Annotated in this window: 27 protein-coding genes; 26 read left to right on the plus strand and 1 reads right to left on the minus strand. The window is 36.4% G+C overall.

The features are described 5' to 3' along the window. Nucleotides 1-415: 415 nt before the first annotated feature. The 4 genes from GJV03_RS16445 to GJV03_RS16460 all read left to right on the plus strand — a co-directional run bounded on the left by GJV03_RS16445 (nt 416) and on the right by GJV03_RS16460 (nt 3,259). A complete protein-coding gene (locus tag GJV03_RS16445; RefSeq protein ID WP_154130585.1) occupies nt 416-676 on the plus strand; it encodes a hypothetical protein in 261 nt (86 codons plus the stop codon). A 733-nt stretch (nt 677-1,409) separates the two neighbouring features. Beyond that, complete coding sequence (locus GJV03_RS16450; protein ID WP_154130586.1) at nt 1,410-1,829, plus strand: hypothetical protein; 420 nt, start codon at nt 1,410-1,412, stop codon at nt 1,827-1,829. A 115-nt stretch (nt 1,830-1,944) separates the two neighbouring features. Beyond that, entirely contained in the window at nt 1,945-2,466 is a 522-nt protein-coding gene (locus GJV03_RS16455; protein ID WP_154130619.1) for a hypothetical protein, read from the plus strand. Between the two features lie 226 nt (nt 2,467-2,692). Further along, entirely contained in the window at nt 2,693-3,259 is a 567-nt protein-coding gene (locus GJV03_RS16460; protein WP_154130587.1) for a DUF2441 domain-containing protein, read from the plus strand. Nucleotides 3,260-3,322: 63 nt separating this feature from the next. Here the strand turns inward: GJV03_RS16460 and GJV03_RS16465 are convergent, their stop codons facing one another. Continuing rightward, on the minus strand, nt 3,323-4,150 hold the full coding sequence (locus tag GJV03_RS16465) for an HNH endonuclease (protein ID WP_154130588.1): 828 nt from the start codon (nt 4,148-4,150) through the stop codon (nt 3,323-3,325). An 83-nt stretch (nt 4,151-4,233) separates the two neighbouring features. Between GJV03_RS16465 and GJV03_RS16470 the strand changes: the two genes are divergently transcribed. The 22 genes from GJV03_RS16470 (at nt 4,234) to GJV03_RS16570 (ending at nt 22,698) form a co-directional block, all read left to right on the plus strand. Beyond that, a complete protein-coding gene (locus tag GJV03_RS16470) occupies nt 4,234-4,677 on the plus strand; it encodes a hypothetical protein (RefSeq protein ID WP_154130589.1) in 444 nt (147 codons plus the stop codon). After that, nucleotides 4,637-5,278 (plus strand): putative metallopeptidase, encoded by a 642-nt coding sequence (locus GJV03_RS16475; protein WP_154130590.1) that lies wholly within the window; start codon nt 4,637-4,639, stop codon nt 5,276-5,278. Before GJV03_RS16470 ends, GJV03_RS16475 begins: the two co-directional genes overlap by 41 nt. A gap of 135 nt (nt 5,279-5,413) precedes the next feature. Next, nucleotides 5,414-5,929, plus strand: a complete 516-nt coding sequence (locus tag GJV03_RS16480) for a hypothetical protein (RefSeq protein WP_154130591.1) — start codon at nt 5,414-5,416, stop codon at nt 5,927-5,929. A gap of 107 nt (nt 5,930-6,036) precedes the next feature. Further along, nucleotides 6,037-6,894, plus strand: coding sequence for a Hint domain-containing protein (locus GJV03_RS16485; protein ID WP_252720726.1), 858 nt, complete (start codon nt 6,037-6,039; stop codon nt 6,892-6,894). A gap of 238 nt (nt 6,895-7,132) precedes the next feature. Next, nucleotides 7,133-7,600, plus strand: a complete 468-nt coding sequence (locus GJV03_RS16490) for a DUF2280 domain-containing protein (RefSeq protein ID WP_154130593.1) — start codon at nt 7,133-7,135, stop codon at nt 7,598-7,600. Further along, nucleotides 7,601-9,139, plus strand: coding sequence for a phage terminase large subunit (gene terL / locus GJV03_RS16495; RefSeq protein ID WP_154130594.1), 1,539 nt, complete (start codon nt 7,601-7,603; stop codon nt 9,137-9,139). It abuts the gene before it with no gap. Between the two features lies 1 nt (nt 9,140). Next, on the plus strand, nt 9,141-10,640 hold the full coding sequence (locus GJV03_RS16500) for a DUF935 family protein (RefSeq protein ID WP_154130595.1): 1,500 nt from the start codon (nt 9,141-9,143) through the stop codon (nt 10,638-10,640). Nucleotides 10,641-10,642: 2 nt separating this feature from the next. Next, nucleotides 10,643-11,902: a phage minor head protein gene (locus GJV03_RS16505; protein ID WP_154130596.1), complete on the plus strand. Its 1,260-nt coding sequence runs from the start codon at nt 10,643-10,645 to the stop codon at nt 11,900-11,902. A gap of 107 nt (nt 11,903-12,009) precedes the next feature. Further along, entirely contained in the window at nt 12,010-12,834 is an 825-nt protein-coding gene (locus tag GJV03_RS16510) for an NPP1 family protein (RefSeq protein WP_154130597.1), read from the plus strand. Between the two features lie 57 nt (nt 12,835-12,891). Then, nucleotides 12,892-13,854: a hypothetical protein gene (locus tag GJV03_RS16515; protein ID WP_154130598.1), complete on the plus strand. Its 963-nt coding sequence runs from the start codon at nt 12,892-12,894 to the stop codon at nt 13,852-13,854. A 3-nt stretch (nt 13,855-13,857) separates the two neighbouring features. Next, a complete protein-coding gene (locus GJV03_RS16520) occupies nt 13,858-14,235 on the plus strand; it encodes a hypothetical protein (protein ID WP_154130599.1) in 378 nt (125 codons plus the stop codon). Nucleotides 14,236-14,247: 12 nt separating this feature from the next. Further along, a complete protein-coding gene (locus tag GJV03_RS16525; protein ID WP_004724473.1) occupies nt 14,248-15,342 on the plus strand; it encodes a major capsid protein in 1,095 nt (364 codons plus the stop codon). Then, complete coding sequence (locus tag GJV03_RS16530) at nt 15,335-15,670, plus strand: hypothetical protein (RefSeq protein ID WP_154130600.1); 336 nt, start codon at nt 15,335-15,337, stop codon at nt 15,668-15,670. The genes GJV03_RS16525 and GJV03_RS16530 overlap by 8 nt, the downstream gene beginning before the upstream one ends. Before the next feature lie 7 nt (nt 15,671-15,677). Next, a complete protein-coding gene (locus GJV03_RS16535; protein WP_154130601.1) occupies nt 15,678-16,127 on the plus strand; it encodes a DUF1320 domain-containing protein in 450 nt (149 codons plus the stop codon). A 1-nt stretch (nt 16,128) separates the two neighbouring features. Next, nucleotides 16,129-16,629, plus strand: coding sequence for a phage virion morphogenesis protein (locus tag GJV03_RS16540; RefSeq protein WP_154130602.1), 501 nt, complete (start codon nt 16,129-16,131; stop codon nt 16,627-16,629). Continuing rightward, nucleotides 16,616-17,068, plus strand: a complete 453-nt coding sequence (locus GJV03_RS16545; RefSeq protein WP_004724464.1) for a hypothetical protein — start codon at nt 16,616-16,618, stop codon at nt 17,066-17,068. Before GJV03_RS16540 ends, GJV03_RS16545 begins: the two co-directional genes overlap by 14 nt. Nucleotides 17,069-17,070: 2 nt before the next feature. Further along, on the plus strand, nt 17,071-17,238 hold the full coding sequence (locus GJV03_RS21530) for a hypothetical protein (RefSeq protein WP_171501869.1): 168 nt from the start codon (nt 17,071-17,073) through the stop codon (nt 17,236-17,238). Next, nucleotides 17,231-17,965 carry a hypothetical protein gene (locus tag GJV03_RS16550; protein ID WP_154130603.1) on the plus strand — a complete coding sequence of 245 codons (735 nt, stop codon included), beginning with the start codon at nt 17,231-17,233 and terminating at the stop codon, nt 17,963-17,965. The genes GJV03_RS21530 and GJV03_RS16550 overlap by 8 nt, the downstream gene beginning before the upstream one ends. 62 nt (nt 17,966-18,027) lie before the next feature. After that, complete coding sequence (locus GJV03_RS16555) at nt 18,028-18,582, plus strand: hypothetical protein (protein ID WP_154130604.1); 555 nt, start codon at nt 18,028-18,030, stop codon at nt 18,580-18,582. Between the two features lie 60 nt (nt 18,583-18,642). Then, nucleotides 18,643-18,927: a hypothetical protein gene (locus GJV03_RS16560; protein ID WP_154130605.1), complete on the plus strand. Its 285-nt coding sequence runs from the start codon at nt 18,643-18,645 to the stop codon at nt 18,925-18,927. Nucleotides 18,928-18,929: 2 nt separating this feature from the next. After that, the gene (locus GJV03_RS16565) at nt 18,930-19,505 is read left to right on the plus strand and encodes a hypothetical protein (protein ID WP_354666868.1); all 576 of its coding nucleotides are present in this window, start codon (nt 18,930-18,932) and stop codon (nt 19,503-19,505) included. Between the two features lie 76 nt (nt 19,506-19,581). Further along, on the plus strand, nt 19,582-22,698 hold the full coding sequence (locus GJV03_RS16570) for a tape measure protein (protein WP_154130607.1): 3,117 nt from the start codon (nt 19,582-19,584) through the stop codon (nt 22,696-22,698).

A 22,698-nucleotide genomic window follows, 5' to 3' on the forward strand; every position in this document is an offset into this window, starting at 1 on the left:
AAAAAAGATCTATTTTTACATTTATTCACATTTAATACAGAATGTTTCTAAAGCACATGATGTAGATACAATTATGAGTACTATTTTTAATTTTCTCATGCTTACATAGAAAAGATGAATTATGGAATATTAGTCTTATAAATAATTCAATTTGGACATAAGCATATCTGAAGATATGCATTTAGGGAGGATGTAATTATGATTCAATATTTTAAATGCTTGATCGGCATACACAGAGTATTCGATATTCATCGTTGTAAAGATGGTGAGTTAACTGTCTGCCGACATTGTCTTAAAGCTTTTGATAACTGACTATCAAGAGTTTAAAAACCACTAATTTTAAAGATATTTGTTTAAAAATATTATAATTTTAGCTGTTTTTTATTCACTTATAGTCAACGATAAGAGGGTAAATATGTTAAATACAGCGAAAAATGAATTGAGAGATATTACGAAGAATATTCAACATCAGACCATAGACAATTTAAAAAGGTTTTTAAAATCACAAATTGTTCAGAAAGCCGATGAGGGAGAGTTGTCAGTAAGTGAAAGTATTTCTAAGGATATCGATTACCAAGATATATGTAACTTGAGTGATGAATTCAAGCAAGCTGGTTATAAAGTACAAGTTCGATCAACTGGTGATCAACAGATATTTTCAGTGTTTTGGAATTAATAAAATTTATTTAGATGAATGTTTTTAATTATCTCTACAATAGATATTTTATTTAAATGAGGCCCAGATTGCTATGAAAGTTATTTCAATCATAAGTTTAATATTGATGATGTGCTTAACAGCATGTCAAAAAAGAGATACAGATACAAATAAGCAAGACCAAACCACGACTCCGCATTCAGTTGATAAAGATAGTTAGAATCTTGACCTTGTACAAGGTATATGGCATATTTCAGCTATAGTGGACGAAGTTATGGTAATCCACACAATTTTTAGTTTTTGAACGCCCATTAAGACCACCTCTTAGTGGGTATTTTTTTGCCTTAAATTTATCTTTGATTATTGCAATAACAAATTACGCAGAGTATATTTTTATTGTGATCTAGTTAACATCTTATTTAGTCGTTAGGTTTTAAATTGATCATTCGTTCTGTGCAAAGACGATAAGCCCACCGCAAGGTGGGTTTTTAAGTTTTAGACTAGTCAACGCTGTTAGAGCGCCAATGTGTTTAACGAATTTAAGAAGCTGTCAAAACGCCGTTGAAATTGAGGAAACATAGACTTTTGATTTCTTCAATCCTTACCATATAGGCTATATGGCCAGCACATCACTTGATCTTGTAAGTCATTTGTTACTTTGATATATTTTTTTAATTGATGAAGTTTTTGTAATCAATTAGATAAACCTAGCTTTGCGGGGTTTTAATTTTTTAAATCTAAAAAAGGCATATCAATGTTTCTTAGATTAGCTGCATTCTCAGCTGTAATTCTTTTTTTTAACAATTTGGTGCAAGCTGAACCAATTATTGAGGGTAGAACTAATTGCATACAATTAGTGAACGGCAAACCTAGCGAATTGCAAATATGTTTGATTGAAAGATGGAGTGGTGTGGGAAATAGCTTCATTAAATATAAATTAGATGGTAAGACTTATTTAGTTCGTCAGGAAAATGGCGAAAATAGAATTGCATATTTAAGTAATTATAGTGATAAGCATGAAATTAAGATTGAAGTTGTTACAAGGTATCTGGATACATTCGAAGAAATTACGGATTTTAGTTCAATAAGAGGTAAACACGGATTATGTTATACAACTATTAATAAGAAAAATGGTTTTTGTGCTTTACCTATACGCAGAGTTGTTACTCAGTAAAAGCTAATTTAAGTAATAGGCGCTTAGGCGTCTTTTTTTTGTACTATTTAAATTTTTGTTATATTTAATTCCCTAATTTTGTTATCTTTACATTTTTATAATGAATATTAAAGATATGAAAAAATCTAATATTGGGTGGGTGTTTGCAGGAGTTGTTGGTTTGGGGGCTTTGGTCGCTGGTAATGATAAAGATAATAAAAGTGCTACTGAGCAAGCAACCGAACAAGAAAGTAAAGAAACAGTAATTGAAGAACGATATGTAAATACCGCAACACTGAATGTTCGGGATAAGCCTAATGGTAATATATTAGGTAAAAAAGAACGTGGTGACTCAGTTTCCATCTATGAAATTAAAAATGGATGGTCTAGGATTATTGATAATGGTTCAGATCCACAGTGGGTTTCAATAAAATCATTGTGCAAAGGTGCTGGTTGTTACGAAGTAAAAACTGAAACCAAGCCTCAATATTTTGCACAACAAGAAACTAGAAACACAAAACAGGCTGTTTCAAAAAGTCATAGCTCAAGTAGTAAATCATACAATAGTGATTGCTCTTGTGCGGTCGTTGATTATTGTGTCGGTCCACGTGGCGGTCATTACTGCATTACAAGTGGTGGAAACAAAAGATATAAATAAAGACAGTAGTTTAATGAAACTAAATCTTTACCAAAGGAGACCAATATTCTCAAAGTAAAACAAATCTTCTGCCGAAATGTTTGGGAATATTCAGATTTCTTTATAGTGGTAGAGTGTCGGAAGTGTGGGGGGAGATTTTACAAAAAATAAATTTAACTCATTGAATGAGTTAAATTTACTCACTGGTGAATTAGAATAATGCTTTTAAAAAATATTGGAGTTTGAATTGGAAAAATTTTTTACTGTTGATAGGTCTGGCGCAGTAAGTTCTGGAGAAAGTTTTGAGCTTATATCAGACTTCTCGTTAATTCTTAAATGTTCATTAGATGGTATGTTGACTATTGAAGAACTAGTTAGTGGTATTAATCAGCTTTACCCAGATGGAATATCAAAACATGGTGCCAGTTATTTGCTTAACGATCCAATTCTTTGTAATCAAACTGGCGATTCGCAATTATTACCAGTTTCTCCAATGATAGAAGCAATATTTGAGCAAGTTAGAAGGGCGGATTTCCCTCATTTACCATCGAGAATGACTTCAATGTTTGGTTGGCAAAGTTTAGCGGAAGCAGTTGAATTTGCAAATACTAACCATGCCGGCGGTTTTAATTTATTTGAAGTAGAAGTTGAGGACCAAAGTTATTTCATAGGTGATATGAATTTATTATTTATTGGTGGACAAGTTATAAATACTTATCTTTTAGCTCAAAAATACTGGAGCGGACAGCGATCAGCTAATCCAAAACTGGAAGTTTTAATTCCTTTACCAGTCACTATTGGTAACAATGTTTGATTTAAACCTCCCTAAGGAGGTTTTTTATTGGGGGAAGTAAATTTGAAAATCAAAAAAACTAAATTAAGTATTATTCTTTTTATAAAATTTTATATCTCGATGCCATTTCATGAATTCCAAATGTTCTTTTTCAATTTTAATTTTAATTTTTCTATGAATTCCCAAAATTTTACATTGATCATTTGAAAGTAATTTGGAAATTAGGATGCTTCCTTTGTCACTAAAAGAGATGAGACCACAATCAAAAAGTACATCAAAGTTTGGGGTTAGAAGTAAACCATTAAATTTGTTAAGTCGCTCCTCATTATTACAATCCTTCCATGGTTTTATATGCGATGCTCTTAAAACTTGAATTAAATTTGTATGACTAATACAACATTGACCCCATAAGTCAATTAGGCTTTTACGGAAGTTTCCTTGTCCTATGCGTGCTTTTATTAATTGTTCTTTTTCAGTGGCTTTAATTTTCGGATTGTTTTTTATTTTATCGATTTCATCATCTTCAATAAGATTTTTTATTTCTTGAGTAATCCAAAATTTTCGTGGCTTAATACTTGGGATAGCATTTTGAGATTTGCAGAATTCTTGAAATTTTTCCTCTAGAAACTCATTGGGAATTGGATTAAGGGATAGGATTTTGCTAATTGCTTGATTAGTACGACCACCATGTCTTTCAATATTTTCAGTGTGAATGGATAAATTATTATCAATATATCCAATAAATCTAGAAGGGATAAAAGATAAAACATCTCCATTTAGGTAGGGGAGATAGCAATTACCGTTTTGAATTAGTCTTATATATTCAGATTCTAAATTTGAATTTTTTCTCCTGTCCCGCTCTAACGTCTTAATGTTTTTCTCAATATTTGCGATAGTTTCAACTAACTTCATTTTATGTTTCCTAGATACTTAATTTTATTGTAATTATTGTAGCATCAAGTTTATAAAAATCTATTCATATTGGAGGTTCCTTGATGGAAATTAACCAATACTTCAACCTTACAAAAAAGTATCCAATTAAAACAAAACCAAGAACAAGACCATTGCCTAAGGCGAAACAGAATTATTTAGAAGCTGATGAAACTTTACATCAAGAACTTAGTGATTTATTAATTGGGTATGAACGTAAACTTCAACCAATCCACACTAAAAATTGGCGATTCGATTTTCATATCGTTAAGTTAAGACTACTTGTTGAAATTGAGGGAGGCTCATGGTCTGGTGGGCGAAGTGGGAAGTTATCCAATAAAGCTTGGAGTGTTGATCGCTATGATAAAACTGAAGAGCTAGGTTATAAAATTGAACGATTTCACCCCGATCAGATCCTTTCAGGTTATGTCATCAATTGGATTCAAGGGCAATTAGAGAGATTAGAAAATGGAACAGATCAGACCATTTCCACCGACAGAACTGATTGATCAAGCAGATGAAGAAGAAGCAATCCGATTGGCGCCAGCCGTGGATCTAAAAGAATGGGTGATGACTAACTTTCTAACTCTTGGCGGTGTACTTCATAATCCCGAACATGACCACATAGCAGAGCTATTACACGACGATGAAACCTTTTTAGCATTCGCTTGGGCGTCATCTGCCGCCGTTGCTAAAAAAAGGATGGTATTAGGTCAATGTGAAAAGGTTATGTTTAACCAGGGGGGATGGCGCAAAGCTCGGCAAGAGCAGCAAATGCGCGACTGGTTTGGATTTGTTCCTATATATCTCATCACATTTGATGCAAGCTTTTGTGAACGTGCAAATGATCGTGAATTTTGTGCTTTGATTGAGCATGAGCTTTACCATATTGGTGTAGAGCGTGACGAGGATGGGGAAATACTCTATAGCGATCATACAGGCTTACCTAAACATTATTTAGCTGGCCATGATGTAGAAGAGTTTATAGGCGTTGTCAAACGCTGGGGAGCAAGCGAAAACGTCAAGCGAATGGTTGAGGTCGCTAAAAACCCGCCGTTTGTATCAGATTTAAATATTTCCAAGTGCTGCGGAACATGTTTGATTAAATGAAATATTCAAATTAATTTCTAAATTTTGAACTTCTGGACTTAAAATCATTTGAGTTTGATTTATATAGAAAAAATGAGATTGTATTTGTAAAGCATTTATTAAATAATCGCCTTTAAAAGATCTTTGGATTTATTAATGAAATATGATGTTGAAAGTTGTGAATATCTTTCTTTAGCTGGAACGATTAAAGCTCAAGTATTTGATAACTGGATAAATTATACAGGGAAAATAACCTCACATTCTCACTTCCTGAAAACTTCACGTTTAGAACAACTTAGTGACCAACAGTTTGTTGAATTAAAAGAATTCTTACATCAATTGTGCGGTACTGAATTTGCTAATCACCAACTTTTTGCTGTGACTCCAGATGCAGTTGAAACAATGCAAAGGGGCTCTGACTCTTATTACGCAATCGATAAGATTCATGAAAAGCTTGGTTTTCTTCCCAATGATGATTTATTAATGAAAACTTTGGCTGAAGAATTAATGAAGTTTACTGATACCAATGTAAAATTTAATATGGTTGATCCAAGTAAAAATTTTTACCAGTATTTTAAAGGTGCAAGAATTGAAAATGAAAACACCTTGATTATTACAATCGTCATAGAAGAGTTGATTAAACCTAAAAAGCGTTTTTTTGGATTGTTCTAATGTTTAAATAGGTATTGTTAGAGATGAAAAAAAATAAATTAACAATCAATTATCAGAAAGTACAAGCTTCGATAATACCTGACCAAACCTCTTTTAATGGAGGTAGATTGGTTCAAACTGACAGGGGGGTAGTACCAATCAAGGATAGTAACGTTGGAGACAATAATACATCACATACCTGTTTTGCTGCGGGCACTATGGTAAATACTGAGCAAGGGCTTATCGCTATTGAACAACTTAAGGTTGGTGATAAAGTTTTATCTAAAGCTGCAGATGGTAGTGGTGAACTGGTTTATAAACGAATTCGTAAAACCACGACTACAGATAATGTTCCAATATTCCTTATGGAGTTTGATCACTACGTTGATCCAAAGCTACCGATTAAAGAGCGTTTTAAATTAAGAAGAACTCTAGATCAACAAGCAAAACCATCTTCATTATTTGTTACAGCTTGTCACCCATTTTGGACAATTAATCAAGGCTGGTTACCAGCAGAAAATTTAACTCCTCAAGATCCTATGGTGATTAAAGATGGTAACAAATTTATTAGCTATGGTGGAGGCGGTTATGATGGTAAATATAAAGGCATAACTCCATTACTAAAAACGTATAAAGCCGGTTTTGGTTATATTGTTGACTATAGTGATGAGACTGGGCAATCAGGAGGACGCTTTATTGATTTAATCACAGGTGAGAGAGACTACAGTGACCCAGCCTATAGACCAATAATGGATAAACTCTGGATAAATGATCATGAATGGAAACAACGTTTAATTGATCAGACTCCTGAAGAGCATCGAGAAGGTGCTGAATTTTATGGATTTAGACAGGGTCATTGGCGCGACCCAGATACAGTAGAATGGAGTGAAGGTGAAGGCCATCTCACCATGACGGTTTATAATATTGAAGTTGAGGACACTCATACTTACTTTGTCGGTGATGCGGGAATTTGGGTGCACAACTGAGGAGGATAGGAAACATTTTTCGAAAAGTCTAACTGTTGAAAACTTTCAGAAATAGTTTCCTGCCGTAATGAAATATTGGATAAATGATAGCTTTAGAATTGATGAAACTTAATAAAATCAACATTGACTCCTGATCATTTTTTGACTTTTGTAAGAGGTCTATTATTTATCAAGCATCCCCTTAATAGGGGATTTTTTTTATTTATTTTGGTTGACGTAGGTTGACAGGATAAAGGTTATGGCGGCACTAAAAAAAGAGGTAAAACTTTTTATAGTTCGCTCACTTGCCGTATTTAACACACCAACTGAAACAGTAGAGCTCGTCAACCAAGAATATGGGGTAGTTGTTACTAAACAGCAATGTGAAAAATACGACCCAACAAAACGGGCTGGCGAGAATCTGAGTGAAGAATTAAAAAAAGATTTTGAAAAGACGCGTGAAATGTTTTTAGGTAAACCTGAAAGTATTCCAATAGCAAATTTGGCAGTGCGACTTCAACGATTAGAGAATCAATACCAAAAGCACTCTAAGAATCGTGTAGCTGCTTTAAATATTCTTAAACAAGCTGCAGAAGATGTGGGTGGTAAATATACCAATCGTCAAGAAATCACTGGTAAGGGAGGTGAACCACTGCAAACCTCTTTAGTGCAAGCTACCCAAGAACAAGTAAATGAAGCGGTTAGGAGGGCACAAGAGGAGTATTAAATGAATCTGCAAACACATGTAGAAAAGACTTTGTGCGAGCAAGAGCATTTGTATTTCACACGCCGTTTTTTCAAACCAAGAATGGGGTTTAAATTCATTGTGAATTGGCACCATGAATATGTTGCTTGGCTTATAGATGAGGTAGTTAAGGGTAACATTGCAAACCTTGTAATTAACGTTCCACCAGGTGCTGGTAAAACCGAATTAACCACCAATCTAATTGCACGGGGTATTGGTTTAAATCCACGCTCAAGGTTCTTGTATTTATCTTATTCACAGTCGCTGGTGGAGGATGTGTCATCCACAGCCCGAAACATAGTGAAATCAGATGATTTCCAGCAAATGTGGAAGACAAATATATCGACAAGCACAGATGCTAAGGCAAGCTGGAAAACCACTGTAGACGGTTATGAAGCGGGACATATATATGCTGCTTCAATGGGTGGTCAGGTAACAGGTCGCCGTGCTGGGACCTTAGCTGATGATGGATTTACTGGCTGCATCATTCTAGATGATCCGTTAAAGCCTGAAGACGCATTTAGTAAGCCTGCAAGAGATAAGGCTAATCGAAAAATTCTTAACACCGTCAATTCACGAAAAGCAAAGTCAGGAACACCAATCATTATGATCATGCAGCGTCTTCATTCAGAAGACCCTACAAATTTCGTTATGTCTGGAAATGTACCAGGGGATTGGGCTCAAGTTTCGATTCCCGCTTTGATTGATGATGAATACATTCAGTCACTGCCTAACCATATTCAAATGCTTGTGCCTAGAAATGTTGAAAGGGATGAAAAGGGCCGACAAAGTTATTGGCCACAAAAAGAATCATTAAATTCCTTACTGCAACTTGAGAAAGGTGGCAAGGATAAAGATGGTGCAATCGTTTCTAGATATACATTTGGTAGTCAATACCAGCAACAACCTAAGAAATTAGGTGGTGATTTAATCAAAGCAGAATGGTTCGGTTATTACAAAGAATTACCGCCGTTACAGTGGCGTGCAATCTATGTCGATACAGCTCAAAAAACTAAAGAGCATAACGACTATACCGTCTTTCTACTGGTTGGGCTTGGCATTGATGGGAAGCTCTATTTGATTGATCTTTTACGTGGTAAATGGGAAGCCCCTGAAATGAACCGTCAGGCGCAGAAGTTTATCGATAAACACAAAGATTATACCTATGAGTTAAGACCAATCCGCTGGATGAAGGTCGAAGATAAAGCCCATGGAACTCAACTTATTCAAAATCTAGGTACTTATTCAGGTGTTCCGGTATTACCTGTGCAGCGCGGTACGGATAAATTGACTCGCTTTATGGATATACAGGTACCACTTGAACATGACTTTGCAAATAAACCAGAAGACCGGTTCGTAATGCTACCAATGAACTCAAAATGGATTGCTGATTTCACTGAAGAGTGTGAGGCATTCAATGCTGCGATGACTCACGATCATGATGACCAAGTTGATACCTTGATCGATGCAGTCGAAGAGGCAACGGTCATGCTGAATTATCAACCTCCAATGGCAGGCTAAAATGGCTAAGAAAAGTAAGAAAAAGGAAGTAGATAGCCCTCTATCTGTTGGTGGGCATTTATACACTCAACAAGCGGAAACAGCATTTTTAAACTTCTTAACGCGTATGCCCGATGTTGATGAAGTATTAAGAAAGGCTGGCGTATCTCGTCATCGCTTATCTGTGTTGATGTACGATGATGAAATTTATCAGTGTGTCGAAAAGCGCCAGGATAAACTTGAGAGTTCGCCGTTTAGACTAGACCCTGAAAGCGGTGTAAAAGACGGTATTCAAACCAAAATTCTGATTCAACAATTGACCAGATGGTGGTCTGAGTTAGTGTTAGGCACTCAGAATGCGCGGTGGTACGGTTTTTCGGTAATTGAAGCCGTATATAACAAGGATATGCTACATGTTGAAGGTGATGTGATTACGCCTTTCGTTGGATGGAAATGGATAGGCGTAAAACCAATGCAATGGTTCGATCCTAAGAATGATGGAAGATTATTACTATTGCAAAATTATAATGATCAAAATCGTGATATTGAGTGTAATCAACAATTCAAACATTTTTTAACTCAATGTAAGCCTACTTATGAGAATCCATTAGGTGAGGCACTTTTCAGTCGTTTGTACTGGTTGTGGTTTTTTAAAAATGGAACGACTAAATTTTGGGCTAAATTTGTTGAGCGCTTTGGTAATCCATTGTTATTAGGTAAATCAAAACAAGTCAAAGAAATGATGACTGCATTACTTAATGCTCATGCAAGCTCTGTTCTATCTATAAATGATACTGAATCTGTTGAGCTACTTTCAGCGGCATCAAATGGAAATGGTGGATCTGCAGCCTTTGAATCATTTGATAAGAAAGTTGAAAGAAGTATTCAAAAAGTTGTATTGGGACAAACTCTCACGAGTGGTACAGATGGTGCAGGATCTAGAGCATTAGGAGAAGTCCACTTAGAAGTCCAAAACAATAAAGTCAATGCTGACATTCGAATGATTACATCGACAATTCAAGCAATTATAGATGCACTATGTGCATTGAATGGATGGGAACGTCATACGGTAGTGATTGGTGATGAAAAATCATTAAAAGCAGATCAAGCTGAGCGAGATGTAAAACTTAAGAATGCTGGTGCAAATTTAACGAATCAGTATTTCCAACGTGAATATGATTTGATTGAAGGTGATGTGGCTGTTGCGAGTGAAGCTAACACATTAACTACTCCACAATTTCATGCACTCCCTAAAACTTCATTCAATTTTAAAGCTCATAGTCAAAACTTAAAGCCTGAACAGATTGAACTTGAAGAGATTGCTAAAAATCAGCCAAAGGTTCTGTTATCTGAATCAGAACTTGAAGTAATCGTATCTGAATCAGCGGACACAAGCGAATTGGTATCTAAGTTGTATTCAGCAACTAAAGGTTCATCAGTTGATGATTTTGAACTCACAATGTCGAGAGCGTTGTTTATGTCTGATGTAATGGGTTATGTACATGCCAGGCAAGGAAAATAGACATGACTGATTATGTAGAAGCCTTAAAATATGCGCGCAGTCGCAATGTCGTTTTACCTGAAGAGTTTTACTTACTTGATCTTAAAACAAGGCATTACTCCGCTACAGTAAGTCGATTGGCCTCTATCGATCAAATCAAGACTGTTTTGGAGCTGGTAAATAAATCAACTGAAAATGGTTCAACTTTTGATGAGTTTAAGAAACTTATAGCTGATGAGGGCATTGAACTCTCAGATCATCACCTAGCAAATATCTATCGTACTAACATGCAAATGGCTTATGCACATGGGAGGTGGACACAGCAACAGGCTAACAAGGAATCACGACCATATTTGATGTATGTTGCGATTAATGATAGTCGGGTAAGACCAACTCACCTTAAGTTAAACAACATCATTAGGCACATAGATGATCCTTTTTGGACGTTGTATTACCCGCCGTGGGATTTTATGTGTCGTTGCCATGTGATTGCTTTAACTAAGAAGCAAGCTGAGAAATACGGTATTACTTCAGATGAAGATCTACCAGAGGTTGCACGTAATTTAGGTTGGAGTTTTAACCCTGCGACTTGGGGCTCGAATTTAAATGAAGTACTTGACCAAAAAATAGCAGACAATCTTTTAGATCTACCTTACTCATCTGAAATTCTTGATATTAAGAATACTGCTTTGCTTGAGCAAGATGTTGAAAAGGAAATCGTTAATGCTTTTAAACCACTTAAAGAATCAAACCGAATAATCTTAGATGATTTTTTAGATACTGTGATTGTTAGTGGCAAAGATATAGCACCGTCAGCCCCGCGCTTTGTTGTAGAGCTTGCAGCTGAAGATGAGAATCTGACCGAACTTTTAAAAGATGCTGTAATCAAGAAAGGTATTGATAGAAAATCAAAGTCTATTTGGGATTGGATGAATGATTCATTTCAATCAATGCTTGGATTTGCTAAGAATCTTAAAAATAAACTCACTGGGAACAATATTAAAGGTTTTGATTCATTGAGCTTGCAGAAGGGTAATGTGATCGGAATTCAAACGCCTACTTTATTTAAAACAGCTGAGAATGCAGGTAAAACGATCACAATTTTGGATATGAAAGGCCATGCAATTGATCTATCAAAAATACAAGGCTTGGATGGTTATCTGCTGGCATCAGATTTGAATTTAGAAGTTATTGATATTACAGAAAGTGAGGTGATTTTGAAAAAAACTGAAGAGCGCGCTAATCGAATGTTCATTGCAAATAGCACTTTATATGTTATTTGATTTATATAGACTCAACCTTTTTGAATATTACCCAATTTCAGGTATTTTTTTAATGCTTTTTGAGCCTTATTTTTAATACTTAGTAAAATTAATTAAGAGTATTAATCATGAAAAAAGCAATTTTCTCATTATTTGCAATTGGATTTTTGACTCCATTAACTTCCTTTGCAGAGAATTGGCCAAAACACTTATGTCCAGCTGATGAGGCTGCATGTCTAACAATTAATGCTGAAAACAAGCCACCATCTCCAGTTGACCTAAACAAAGGACGTATTGTATTTGCGTTCGGTACTGATGGCTGTTTAGCTTCATCACCTGTTTGGTTTGATTCAGACAAAAAGGAATTGAAGGCAAATCATGGCATTGGAACAGGGGGAGCTAAAAATGGCCATTGTGGTTATGCTAACCAATTAAGTAAGGCTTACATAGTTTATAACGAAGTTGTATCAAAGAATAAACCTGAATATAAGGCTCGTGTATTTGGATTGTACGCTGTTAAAGATGATGGGTATTTGGGAGGACATCGTCACGAATGGGAGCATGCGATAGTTTGGATGAAGAATGATAAACCAGAATTTGTTTCAACAACTGAACACAAAGGGGTAAACACGCGTAAAGCAGGGGATACGGGGCATTTGGCAGATAATGTAAATGCATTTGGTGTTAAGTATATTATTAAGAAAACAACACATTATTTAGATTTTGCTGGAAGTGATAAAAACAAGATTGTGACAAATAAGGATCCTAGTCCTGATAAATCATGGTTTGCAGCTAAAGATTATGAAGTTGTCGATTTTAAAAATGCTAATGCTAAATTTAGATCAATAATAAATAATTCTGCTAATTGGGGTGAGACAGTGCCTAGAATAAATGATGCAGAATTTTTAAACAAACATAAACCTAAAGACTGGAAAGATGTAAGTTTTAATTAATTATTTATTAATTATAAAACCACCTATACGGGTGGTTTTTTTATTGGAGCATGAAAAATGCCAGATGAATTGAAAGAACATCTGAAGCATCAATTTACAGCCGTAAACGTACCAATTTCGATTAATGAAGATGATACGAAGAAGCGCCGTACATTTGATGCAGAAGTATATAGCGGTGGACGAATTGATAACCACTATTACTGGGGCCGAAGTGGAGTAGTTATTGATCTTCAAAATATTCAATTAAAGCCAAAGATTGGTCTAGTTGAAGAACATTTTGGTGGACTTCGTGTAGGGGTGGCAACTGAATTTGAAACAACCAATAAATTCAAAGCTAAGGGGCACTTCCTATCTAATCCACGTGCTCAAGAAATTGTTACTGACGCAGATGAAGAATATCCGTTTCAAATGTCTTGGTGGGCAGATCCTGACAGTATTGAGGAAATATCTGCAGGTAAGACGATCACAGTAAATGGTCAGGAATTCACAGGGCCACTGCATGTTTTTAGAAATGTGCGAGTCCACGAAATCACAATCTGTGGTGTAGGAGCCGACACTCAGACATCAATTCAAGCCTTTTCAGGTAAAACAAACTCAACTCCACAAGAGGACATCAACGTGAGCGAACTCGAACAAGAGAAAGCTGCTCGTCTTAAAGCAGAGCAAGAACGTGATCAAGCACAAACTGAACTTAAAAAGTTTAAAGCTGAAAAACGTACTGAAGACATTGCAGCACTTCAAACTGAATTAAACACTCAATTCAGTGCTGAAGATACTAAGTCTTATACAGATATGGATGACGTAGCTTTTAGTTTTATGGCTAAACAACTTCGTCAGTTCTCATCAAAACAACCATCAGCAGGACAACAACAGCAACCTATTCCTGCAATAAATCCAGCACTGCAACACTTATTCAATCACCAAGCGACTGGTGGTCAAGGTGGTACACCTAATCAAGATCAACCTCACAAGTTTACTTCTGGTGCTCAAGCCTTCGCTGGCCAGAATAAAGGGGCTTAATAAATGAGCAATAAAACCTACTTAGGAAACGTGAGCCGAGAATCACGCCCATTCAATCTAGATGTTGAAAAACTTCGTCGTGCAAATGCCAAGGTGACTACTGCAACGGCTTACAAAGCTGGGGATCTGTTGATTTTATCTGATTCCAATGTGGTCACTCATGCAACAGATGAAAAAACTTGGAATGTTGTATGTGGCCAAGATGTAACTACTCAACAAGCAACCCAAATGGCAGCTGATGGAATTGAAATTCCAATTTATTTTGGTGGTGTATTCAGTATCGAAGCTGTGCGAATTGCTGGGGAATATTTAGAGCCATCTAAATATGATGCGGCACGTGCAAAAGCAACTCTAAACAAAATCGAATTTTCAAAAGTATAAGGATTTTAAACAATGCCTCAGTCTTTTACTGTCAATGGCGCACCACTTGAATTACTTGATGTTGGTGAGCTTGCAATTATTCACACAAACTATAAGCCAATGGATACTTGGCTGTTAGATAAGCTGTTCCCAAATCGCCCATCATTTGACCGTGATGAGGTCCCACTTGCAGAAATCAATACAGTGCATGATCTTGCACCCTTAGTATCCCCACATCAACCTGGTAAGCCTTTTGATACTAAACGTGCAGCAAAGGTCGAATTTGTTCAACCAGCGTATTACAAACCAAAAAACATGGTGACGCCTGCAACCTCATTTGATGAAGCCTTAATGGAGCGTTTACGTACTGCAGGGATCATCTCTACAGGAAGTCAGCAATTATCTGATCAGGAAAAAATGGTCATTGCTCAAATTGCAGTTATGAAGCGAAATCATGATGCGATTGATAACTCTGTTTTATTGATGGCAACGGAGTTATTGCTCAAAGGAAAGTATTTACTTCAATCTGATGACTATGAATATAACATGGTTGATTATGAACGTGATGCGTCCCTGAACTTTACACCATTAATTCCATGGAATCAGGCAGGTGCTAAACCTGTAACTGATATCGAAGCTATTGAAAAGCTTCTGCTTGATGCAAATGGGGGTGCTTCTAAACTCTACCTAATGTCAGGAAAGGTTTGGGCAGCTTTATCAAATAATGAAGAATTCAAAGAACGCTTTGTGAAGCCTTATGCTGGAATTGCAGTACCTTATAAGCCAAGTTTGAATGTTCAAGAAGGTGCCTCATTTAAAGGCTATTTGGATGAAAAAGAATTGTGGGTTTATGATGCCACTTACCGTTTAAAAAATGGTTTAAAGCGCTTCATCCCTGATGATTATTTTGGTGCTATCTCAGATACCCAAGGCTCAATTGCACAATGTAAAATTAAAAACATGTTAGCAAATGGGGCAGTGGCTAAATATTTTGATCGTCAGTGGTATAACGAAGATCCAAGCGGAATTTTCTTGATGACTGAATCAGCGCCACTTGCAGTGCCATCAAACAAGAATGGTGTATGTGGTGGTACTGGCTTTATTTCTCAAGGAGGCTCAAATGCCTAAATACATTGCAAAACAATCCATTGGTCACTTTCGACCAGGTGATGAAATCAAAGGGCTTGAAGCTAAACAACTTCAGGCCCTTTTAGCATCTGGGGCTATTGAAGAAGAGCAAGCCATTGTACAGCCTAAAGAGAGTAACTTTGCATCCCAAATGGCTGCGCTTGCTGCAGAAAATGCAGAGTTGAAAGCAAATGAACTTTCGCTTACAGAAGCTAAAAATAAAGCAGAAGCTGAAGTAGCTGAGTTAAAAGCTAAAGTAGCCGAGTTTGAAAAATCTCAACCTGCAGATAACAAACCTGCTGCGAAGCCAAAGGAATCAGCTAAATAGGTGATATATGTCTGAGTATGCAAGTCGTGAAGATCTGGTCTTGCGCTTTGGTGAGTTAGAGATCAATCGATTAGAAAAAGCTTTAACAACTAATGAGTCGGTTAAATCAGCAATTCAAGATGCTTCAAATATTGCCGACGGATATATCGGTTTGAAGTACCCAATCCCATTACCTGAAGTTCCTGAAAATCTCAAAATTTATATATGTGATATTGCCCGATACTTGCTTTGGAAGACGAAGGCAAGTGAAGAAGTGCGTCAACGATATGAAGATGCAATTTCGTTTCTAGAGCGAGTATCAGTAGGTCGAGGAATTCTGACAATCAAAATCATCAATGAATCTGGTGAAGAAGAGACGGCTATTGCAGATACATCACCGAAAACTATGCCAATTGGTACAACGTATAAAGGGGGAGTTTTCTCAGACTGTATTTTAGATAACATGCCGAGTATTTGATATGACTGACTCTATACAGATGCATGGTCAAAATAAGTTGCAGGAGTTTATGCGAAGAGTTGTTGATCGTGTAGAGGATCCATCGGGACTTTGGCAAGATATCTCAGATATTCTCGAATTTAATGTGCAACAAAGAATTCGCACAGGAATTGGCACTGATGATAAGCCTTGGAAAAAGTCATGGCGAGCTAAAGTCCAAGGTGGGCAAACTCTACGTGATACTGGTCGATTGCATAATTCAATTATCGCAAAGGTTCAGGGTAATACGATTAGTGTTGGAACAAATGTTAAATATGCACCTATTTTGCATTTTGGGGGCACGATTAAACCAAAATCAGGTAAGTATTTAACTTTTAAAACACCAACAGGTGGTTGGGTAAAGGTTAAGGCCGTTTATATTCCGCCTCGTCCATTTATGGGAATTTCTGTTGATGATTCACAAGAAATTCTCTTTGAAATTGAAGAATATTTATACAAGGTTTTAACTGATGCAAAACATTGATAACTATTTTGCGCTTGAAGAGGATATTTTGAAGCGTATTAAAACTGAACTACCTGATATTGATGAAGTTGTTACGCCGTTCAATGTGGATGATCTTTTTGAATGTCTTATTGGTGATGTGGGTATAGGCATTATCTATGTTGGTGACCGCATCTCTGATACATCAGGAGATGGCAAAGCCAATGCAATTTATCAACAGTGGTTGATCGCGCTTGGTGTTTCTGATGCATCAGCTCAACTTAGTGAAACTATGTCGATTCGCCAATTAGCTGACCCATATATCAGAAAAATTCTTACGGCAATGCAAGGTTATCAACCGCAGATTGTCGGATACAAACGATTTCTGCGTGTGGATGCTGGAGTGCCTATAGGTAAGACAACTGCAGGACGGGCATTTTTCCCATTCTTATTTGAAGCACAGATGATTAAATCATGGTGACTATGAAAACATATAAAGCTTTACAGCCTGTAGGCCGCTTTGTAAAAGGTGACACTATTGGTGGTCTTTCAGATGACCAAATTAAACGATTAGAAGCAGATAAGATCATTGAAGAAGTGAAACCATCTGCACAAACAAAACCAGCTAAAGAGGTCAAAACAGATGGCTAAAAAATATATTTCGCTTCAGGGTAAATTTTATCTATCTGAGATTGCGAATGGTGTTGCTGGGGGTATGCGTCATCTTGGTAACGTTCCTGAATTCGAACTTGAAATCACAACAGATCAGGTTGAACATCAAGAAAGCACATCAGGACAACGGACCACCGATTTTGTATTAACCAAGACAACAGGTGTTAATTTCAAAGGGCAACTTGAAGAAGTAGATGAAGCAAATCTGCAATACATCTTGTCAGGTATGAAATCGGAGGTTGCCAGTGTTACAGTTACAGACCAAGTACTTGGAACAATTAAAGTAGGCCAAGAAATTAAACTTGATGGCTACAACTTAACTCAAGTATCTTTTAAAACGGGATCTACGACGATCGCAGCTGATAAATATACGCTTGATGCAGTGTTTGGTACGATTACATTTAATGAGTTAATTGCGGACCCAGTAACAGCCAGCTTCACTACTGGTAAAGTAAGTCACACAACGATCGCGAGTGAATTCAATAAAGAATACGAGTTGTTCTTTAAAGGAATTAATACTGCAACTGGAGAAAATATTGCTGTACGTTTGTGGCGTACTAAAAAATCACCTGAAACAACTTTCCCATTGATCCATGAAGAGTTAGGTCAATACGAAATCTCAGGTCAATCACTTTCAGACACTGAAAAAGGCTTAGATCCTACACTTGGTTTATATGGCCATGTTGTGACAATTCCAGCAGCGTAATTAAGACAACAGGCACAGGGGCGCATAAGCGTCTTTTTTTGTGCCTGTGTTTAGGATTAAAAATGAATGAGTTCTTCTTAGCTTCAAACAGATCAGTATTTAATGACGAAATTGAAATTCGACAAGTTTTAATGAAAGATTTTGATCAATGGTCCGAATTTGCTGAGCCAATTAGAATTATGTTTAATAATAATTTTAGTGATGAAGTATTTGCTGATGTTTTTAAAAAACTTAAATTTCAAGTAATCATGGTTGCTTCTTTAGCAACAAATGTTTCAGATTTAGATCCTAAATTATTAGAAAATGAAGGCGAGTTACTTGAGCTATTTAAAAATGTGATCAGGGTAAACAATGCATATTTCAACCAAGAAAATAATAAGAAAATCGATTCTAAAGAGAAGTACACCTGGTTTGATTCATTTCAGTTCTTGATAAGTAAAGGGCATAGACATTTAGATATTTTAAATTATAGCTTTGGAACTTTTAAAGAGTACCTCAAGGCAGCACAACGAAATGAAAGAAATAGCTTGCTAAGCATGGGAAATAATATGCGTGTTGCTTATCATGCTGACAAAAATGGATTTAGTAAGTATATAGATAGTATGAATAAATTCTGAATTTCACATTGCACAACTTTAAGGCAATATATATTCTGTTCAAATAATGAGGGGAATATCATGAAAAAATTATTTTTAGCTTTTTTATTTTTAACTTCAACCGGTATTTATGCTGCAACTGAAGCTCAAAGTGTAAGATCATCAAATAGTTTTGTGAGTAAAGGTGATACTCAAGGCAATATGATTCATACATTAGGTAATCCAGAATCTTCATATGAATATAAAACAAGGGATGCAAATGGGCGTTTAGCTTTTGCTGCAGATTATTACTACACAATAGATGGCGTAAGATACACACTTACAGTTATTGGTGGAGTTATAACTAAAATTGTTTGGGAGCGTTAACTGTGAAGTATGTTGCAGGCGCTCTTATTATTATTGTTCTATTGATTGGTTATTTAATAAATAAGAATAATAAAGAAGATATGGCAAGACTGAAAATGGCAGAAATTGAGCAAAATACAAGGCTTATGCAAAATAAGATTGATGAAATTCAAGCTCAAAAAGAATATGAAGCAAGAATCAAGGCTAAAGAACTCGAAAAGTCTGTTAAAGCTAAACAAACCGCTTATTTTAATCAAGTTGAAAATCCCACTTCGAATGAAGACTACAATCAAACTAGTGCTGATGAAGATAAAGACTCAAAAACAAATAATTATAGTGAACAAGAATGGAAAGATATTTGTAGATCAGCATCACTAACTGCAAGAGCCGTTATGCATAATCGACAAATTGGACTTTCTATGAGCTCTCAATTTGATAATTTATTGCCTAATGCTGAACCTGCAATCAAGAGTTCAATAGAAAATATGATTAAATTAGCATATGGCAAACCTAGATATAGTAGCCCTGATGGTATGAAAAGAGCTGAAACTGAATTTGAAAACGAATATCACTTGATATGTTTACGCTCATATAAATAACAAAATATTCAAGATATTCATAAATGAGACCACCTTCGGGTGGTTTTTTATTGCCTGCTAAAAAGTTGAGGAATATATGGCTTTAGGATCAATGGATTTTCGCTTAAACCTGTTAGCCAATACTACTGGCTTACAGCAGGGAATGAATGGTGCTAAGTTCGCTGTAAATGCATTAGTTGCTGCAATGGCTGCTGTGGGAGTTGGCCTAAGTGTACAAGGAATAGCTCAGGCTGCCGATTCATATACAAGCTTATCAGCACGTATAAATATTGCCACTAAAGATAGTGGTAACTTTAACCAAGCAATGGCTGGTGTCCATCAAGTTGCTTTAGCTACCAATTCAAATCTGACCACAACAGCTGATTTATTCACTCGTTTAAACACTGTGGGTAAAGATATGGGGATGACGCAACAACAAGCGTTAGAACTAACAAAGACGGTTACCCAGGCGATTAAGATTGGTGGTGGCACAGCAGAGGCTGCAGATGGTGCAGTCACTCAATTTATTCAAGCAATGCAAGGTGGTGTTCTTCGAGGTGAAGAATTTAACAGCATCATGGAAGGTGGTTATGGATTAGCTGAAGCTTTAGCTAGAGGCTTAGGTGTAACTACAGGTGAGCTTCGCAAGATGGCTGAAGCTGGCGAGCTTTCTTCTGAACGTGTAGTAAAGGCGCTTCAAAGTCAATCCGTATCAGTGCAAGCAACATATGATAAATTCCCAACAACGATTAGTAATGCTTTACAACGAATATCTACAAGTTGGGAGATTCTAATTGGTCAAATGGATCAGGCAAATGGTGCTTCATCTACCGTGGCCCAGTGGCTTGTAATACTTGCTGATAATATTCAAGATCTAGATGTTGTGCTTTATGACATTGGGGAGGGATTTGTTTGGGTTGGTGATCAACTTAAGAAAATTGACCCTGCAACAATTGAGGCACTAAAAACTGCATTGCTTTCAGCTTATGAAGCATTAAAAAACATAGGAAGTGTTTTAGGCAGCACTTTTGAAGTCACCTTTGATTTACTTAATACTGCACTTTCAAGTGTGTTTGATTTCGAAAGTGGTGTTGATGGTTTAACTGATAAAACCAACGGTCTTACAAAACTATTTCAAGCATTAAATGTCGTAATTGGCTTTATTAGTGATGGATTTAGTGGGCTAAAAATTGGTATTAGTTTATTGGCTGGTGCTGTATATGATGTGGCTGCTGCATTTACCTATTGGAAATCTAAACTTCTTTTTGGTGAATACAAAGATGCAGCTTTAAAAGAATATGAAGAATTATCTCAAAAAGCCCAAGGCTATTATCAAAAAGCTTCAGAAGGAGCACTAGAATTTAAATCCAAAGGAATTGAAGCTCTTGAGTCAATTTCTAAAACTCAAAAACAAAAAGATGCTGAAGCTGTTGTTTCTTCAAAAGTGAAACTTGATCAAATTCTAGCTGACCAACAAACTGAAACGACAGGTAAAAAAGCAAGTGAGGATGAAAAACTAAAAGCTGTTCAACAATATGCTGAAGCAGCCATTCAAGCTAACAAAGGTGTAATGGATGGTGTATTGCAAGCTGATTTAATTAGTAAAGGTTACATGGTGACTTTAGAGGCATCAGGTAAGGTTGTAGTTACATCAATGCTCGAAGCAAAAAAGGCAACTGAAGATAATGCAAAAGCTATCGAGTTAGCCAAGAAACAATCTATTAAAGCTGAGGAGGATTATCAAACTTTTGTTAAGAGTAGTGCTGCCGAAAGAATTAGCTTAACAAAGCAATTTGAAGAAGCCAGAAAAACTGGGGATTTAAATGCTTTAAAATCTGCGCAAGATGCATTGGCAGCTATTAACACAAAGGAAGAAGAATTAAATATAGCTCGAAAATCGCGTTCAGCCGAGGTTGCATCAGGTTTGAAATCTTCCGCTGATGTTGCAAGGAAAGCAGCTACTGCTTTAGATCTAGACTTAGATATTCTATTAAGTAGAATTTCAGAAAAGTTCAAAGCTGGGGAAGTAAATGTTGTTAACTTCTCAAAAAATCTCACAGCTTTGGGTGTTCAGGGCAAGCAAGCTGGCGAAGTCACATATCAAGCGTGGGTAAAATGGTTAGAAACAGCAAAGTCACAAACTGAAATTGATTATGCAAAATCAAAACTTCAAGAATTTGGTGTACAAGGAAAGCTATCTACTGAACAGGTCGCAATGGGAATGCAAGCCATCCGACAAGTTGTTCAGAAATTACCAGGTGATCTTAATCCTGTTGAGCAAGCATTTGAACGTCTGGGGATTAAAACTAAAGAGCAGTTAAAGCTTGCAGCCCAATCAGCTTTGGCAGATTTTAATACCATTCAAAGTAGTGGCCAAGCCACGGCTGAAAGTTTAAGACAAGCTTATGAAAGAACCATTCAAGCAGCGATTGCTTCAGGTGATCAAGCTGTAATTGCTCATACTCAAGCAAAAGCTGCATCACTTGGTTTATCTGTTCAAATTGATGATACAGGAAAGGCAGTTGTACAGTCTTATGTTGAAATGAATAAAGCTGCTTCTTCTCATGCTTCAACTGTTTCAAGCGGTGTAACAAGTGCCTATCGTGAAATGGGTGCGGTTGCAAGAGAAGAGGCTCAAAATTCAATTGATGCATGGAATGAGGCTTTAAGTGCAAAATCTGAGGCAGAAGCCAAAACGAAAGAAGAAAAATCCAAAAAATCCAATGCTGTTTCAAGTACATCCTATACGAAGAGTTATGTCCGGGATGAGCTTAAAAAAATGGGTTATGACGATGCTCAAGCTGAGTCAATAGCTCAAAATATTTTTGGTACCGCACTCGCAAAAGACCAAGACGTTCTGCAAAAGAATCGAAGTCTTGGCGGGCTTACGGATATTTCAGGTATGTTGTATCAAGAGTTAAGAAAGAAAGGATTAGCAGGCTATGACGGTTCAAGATATATCGAACAGACACTTCAAAAATATAATGATGGTAAAGCTCAATCCACAATTCAATCTTTAGCTCCTAAGGTGTACTCAAACAATGATGCTACGAAAGGATTGATAAATAGTGGTAGTGCGAATGTTTCAGGTAAATCCGTTCAATACAACATTAATTTTAATGGTAAATCATTGAGTTTATCTGGTGATGCTAGTCAAGAAGCGATGTTTAATGATCTTTTGAAGCAACTTGAAACCATTAATAAGAGTAGCTAA

The sequence above is a fragment of the Acinetobacter sp. RIT698 genome, assembly GCF_009668065.1.
Classification (GTDB): Bacteria; Pseudomonadota; Gammaproteobacteria; order Pseudomonadales; family Moraxellaceae; genus Acinetobacter; species Acinetobacter guillouiae.

What these genes read in the sequence shown, in the direction of transcription:
- GJV03_RS16445 (WP_154130585.1), top strand. Translation starts at nt 416, where the DNA reads ATGTTAAATACAGCGAAAAATGAATTGAGAGATATTACGAAGAATATT.
- GJV03_RS16450 (WP_154130586.1), top strand. Translation starts at nt 1,410, where the DNA reads ATGTTTCTTAGATTAGCTGCATTCTCAGCTGTAATTCTTTTTTTTAAC.
- GJV03_RS16455 (WP_154130619.1), top strand. Translation starts at nt 1,945, where the DNA reads ATGAAAAAATCTAATATTGGGTGGGTGTTTGCAGGAGTTGTTGGTTTG.
- GJV03_RS16465 (WP_154130588.1), bottom strand. Translation starts at nt 4,150, where the DNA reads ATGAAGTTAGTTGAAACTATCGCAAATATTGAGAAAAACATTAAGACG.
- GJV03_RS16470 (WP_154130589.1), top strand. Translation starts at nt 4,234, where the DNA reads ATGGAAATTAACCAATACTTCAACCTTACAAAAAAGTATCCAATTAAA.
- GJV03_RS16475 (WP_154130590.1), top strand. Translation starts at nt 4,637, where the DNA reads ATGGAACAGATCAGACCATTTCCACCGACAGAACTGATTGATCAAGCA.
- GJV03_RS16480 (WP_154130591.1), top strand. Translation starts at nt 5,414, where the DNA reads ATGAAATATGATGTTGAAAGTTGTGAATATCTTTCTTTAGCTGGAACG.
- GJV03_RS16490 (WP_154130593.1), top strand. Translation starts at nt 7,133, where the DNA reads ATGGCGGCACTAAAAAAAGAGGTAAAACTTTTTATAGTTCGCTCACTT.
- terL (WP_154130594.1), top strand. Translation starts at nt 7,601, where the DNA reads ATGAATCTGCAAACACATGTAGAAAAGACTTTGTGCGAGCAAGAGCAT.
- GJV03_RS16500 (WP_154130595.1), top strand. Translation starts at nt 9,141, where the DNA reads ATGGCTAAGAAAAGTAAGAAAAAGGAAGTAGATAGCCCTCTATCTGTT.
- GJV03_RS16505 (WP_154130596.1), top strand. Translation starts at nt 10,643, where the DNA reads ATGACTGATTATGTAGAAGCCTTAAAATATGCGCGCAGTCGCAATGTC.
- GJV03_RS16510 (WP_154130597.1), top strand. Translation starts at nt 12,010, where the DNA reads ATGAAAAAAGCAATTTTCTCATTATTTGCAATTGGATTTTTGACTCCA.
- GJV03_RS16515 (WP_154130598.1), top strand. Translation starts at nt 12,892, where the DNA reads ATGCCAGATGAATTGAAAGAACATCTGAAGCATCAATTTACAGCCGTA.
- GJV03_RS16520 (WP_154130599.1), top strand. Translation starts at nt 13,858, where the DNA reads ATGAGCAATAAAACCTACTTAGGAAACGTGAGCCGAGAATCACGCCCA.
- GJV03_RS16525 (WP_004724473.1), top strand. Translation starts at nt 14,248, where the DNA reads ATGCCTCAGTCTTTTACTGTCAATGGCGCACCACTTGAATTACTTGAT.
- GJV03_RS16530 (WP_154130600.1), top strand. Translation starts at nt 15,335, where the DNA reads ATGCCTAAATACATTGCAAAACAATCCATTGGTCACTTTCGACCAGGT.
- GJV03_RS16535 (WP_154130601.1), top strand. Translation starts at nt 15,678, where the DNA reads ATGTCTGAGTATGCAAGTCGTGAAGATCTGGTCTTGCGCTTTGGTGAG.
- GJV03_RS16540 (WP_154130602.1), top strand. Translation starts at nt 16,129, where the DNA reads ATGACTGACTCTATACAGATGCATGGTCAAAATAAGTTGCAGGAGTTT.
- GJV03_RS16545 (WP_004724464.1), top strand. Translation starts at nt 16,616, where the DNA reads ATGCAAAACATTGATAACTATTTTGCGCTTGAAGAGGATATTTTGAAG.
- GJV03_RS21530 (WP_171501869.1), top strand. Translation starts at nt 17,071, where the DNA reads ATGAAAACATATAAAGCTTTACAGCCTGTAGGCCGCTTTGTAAAAGGT.
- GJV03_RS16550 (WP_154130603.1), top strand. Translation starts at nt 17,231, where the DNA reads ATGGCTAAAAAATATATTTCGCTTCAGGGTAAATTTTATCTATCTGAG.
- GJV03_RS16555 (WP_154130604.1), top strand. Translation starts at nt 18,028, where the DNA reads ATGAATGAGTTCTTCTTAGCTTCAAACAGATCAGTATTTAATGACGAA.
- GJV03_RS16560 (WP_154130605.1), top strand. Translation starts at nt 18,643, where the DNA reads ATGAAAAAATTATTTTTAGCTTTTTTATTTTTAACTTCAACCGGTATT.
- GJV03_RS16570 (WP_154130607.1), top strand. Translation starts at nt 19,582, where the DNA reads ATGGCTTTAGGATCAATGGATTTTCGCTTAAACCTGTTAGCCAATACT.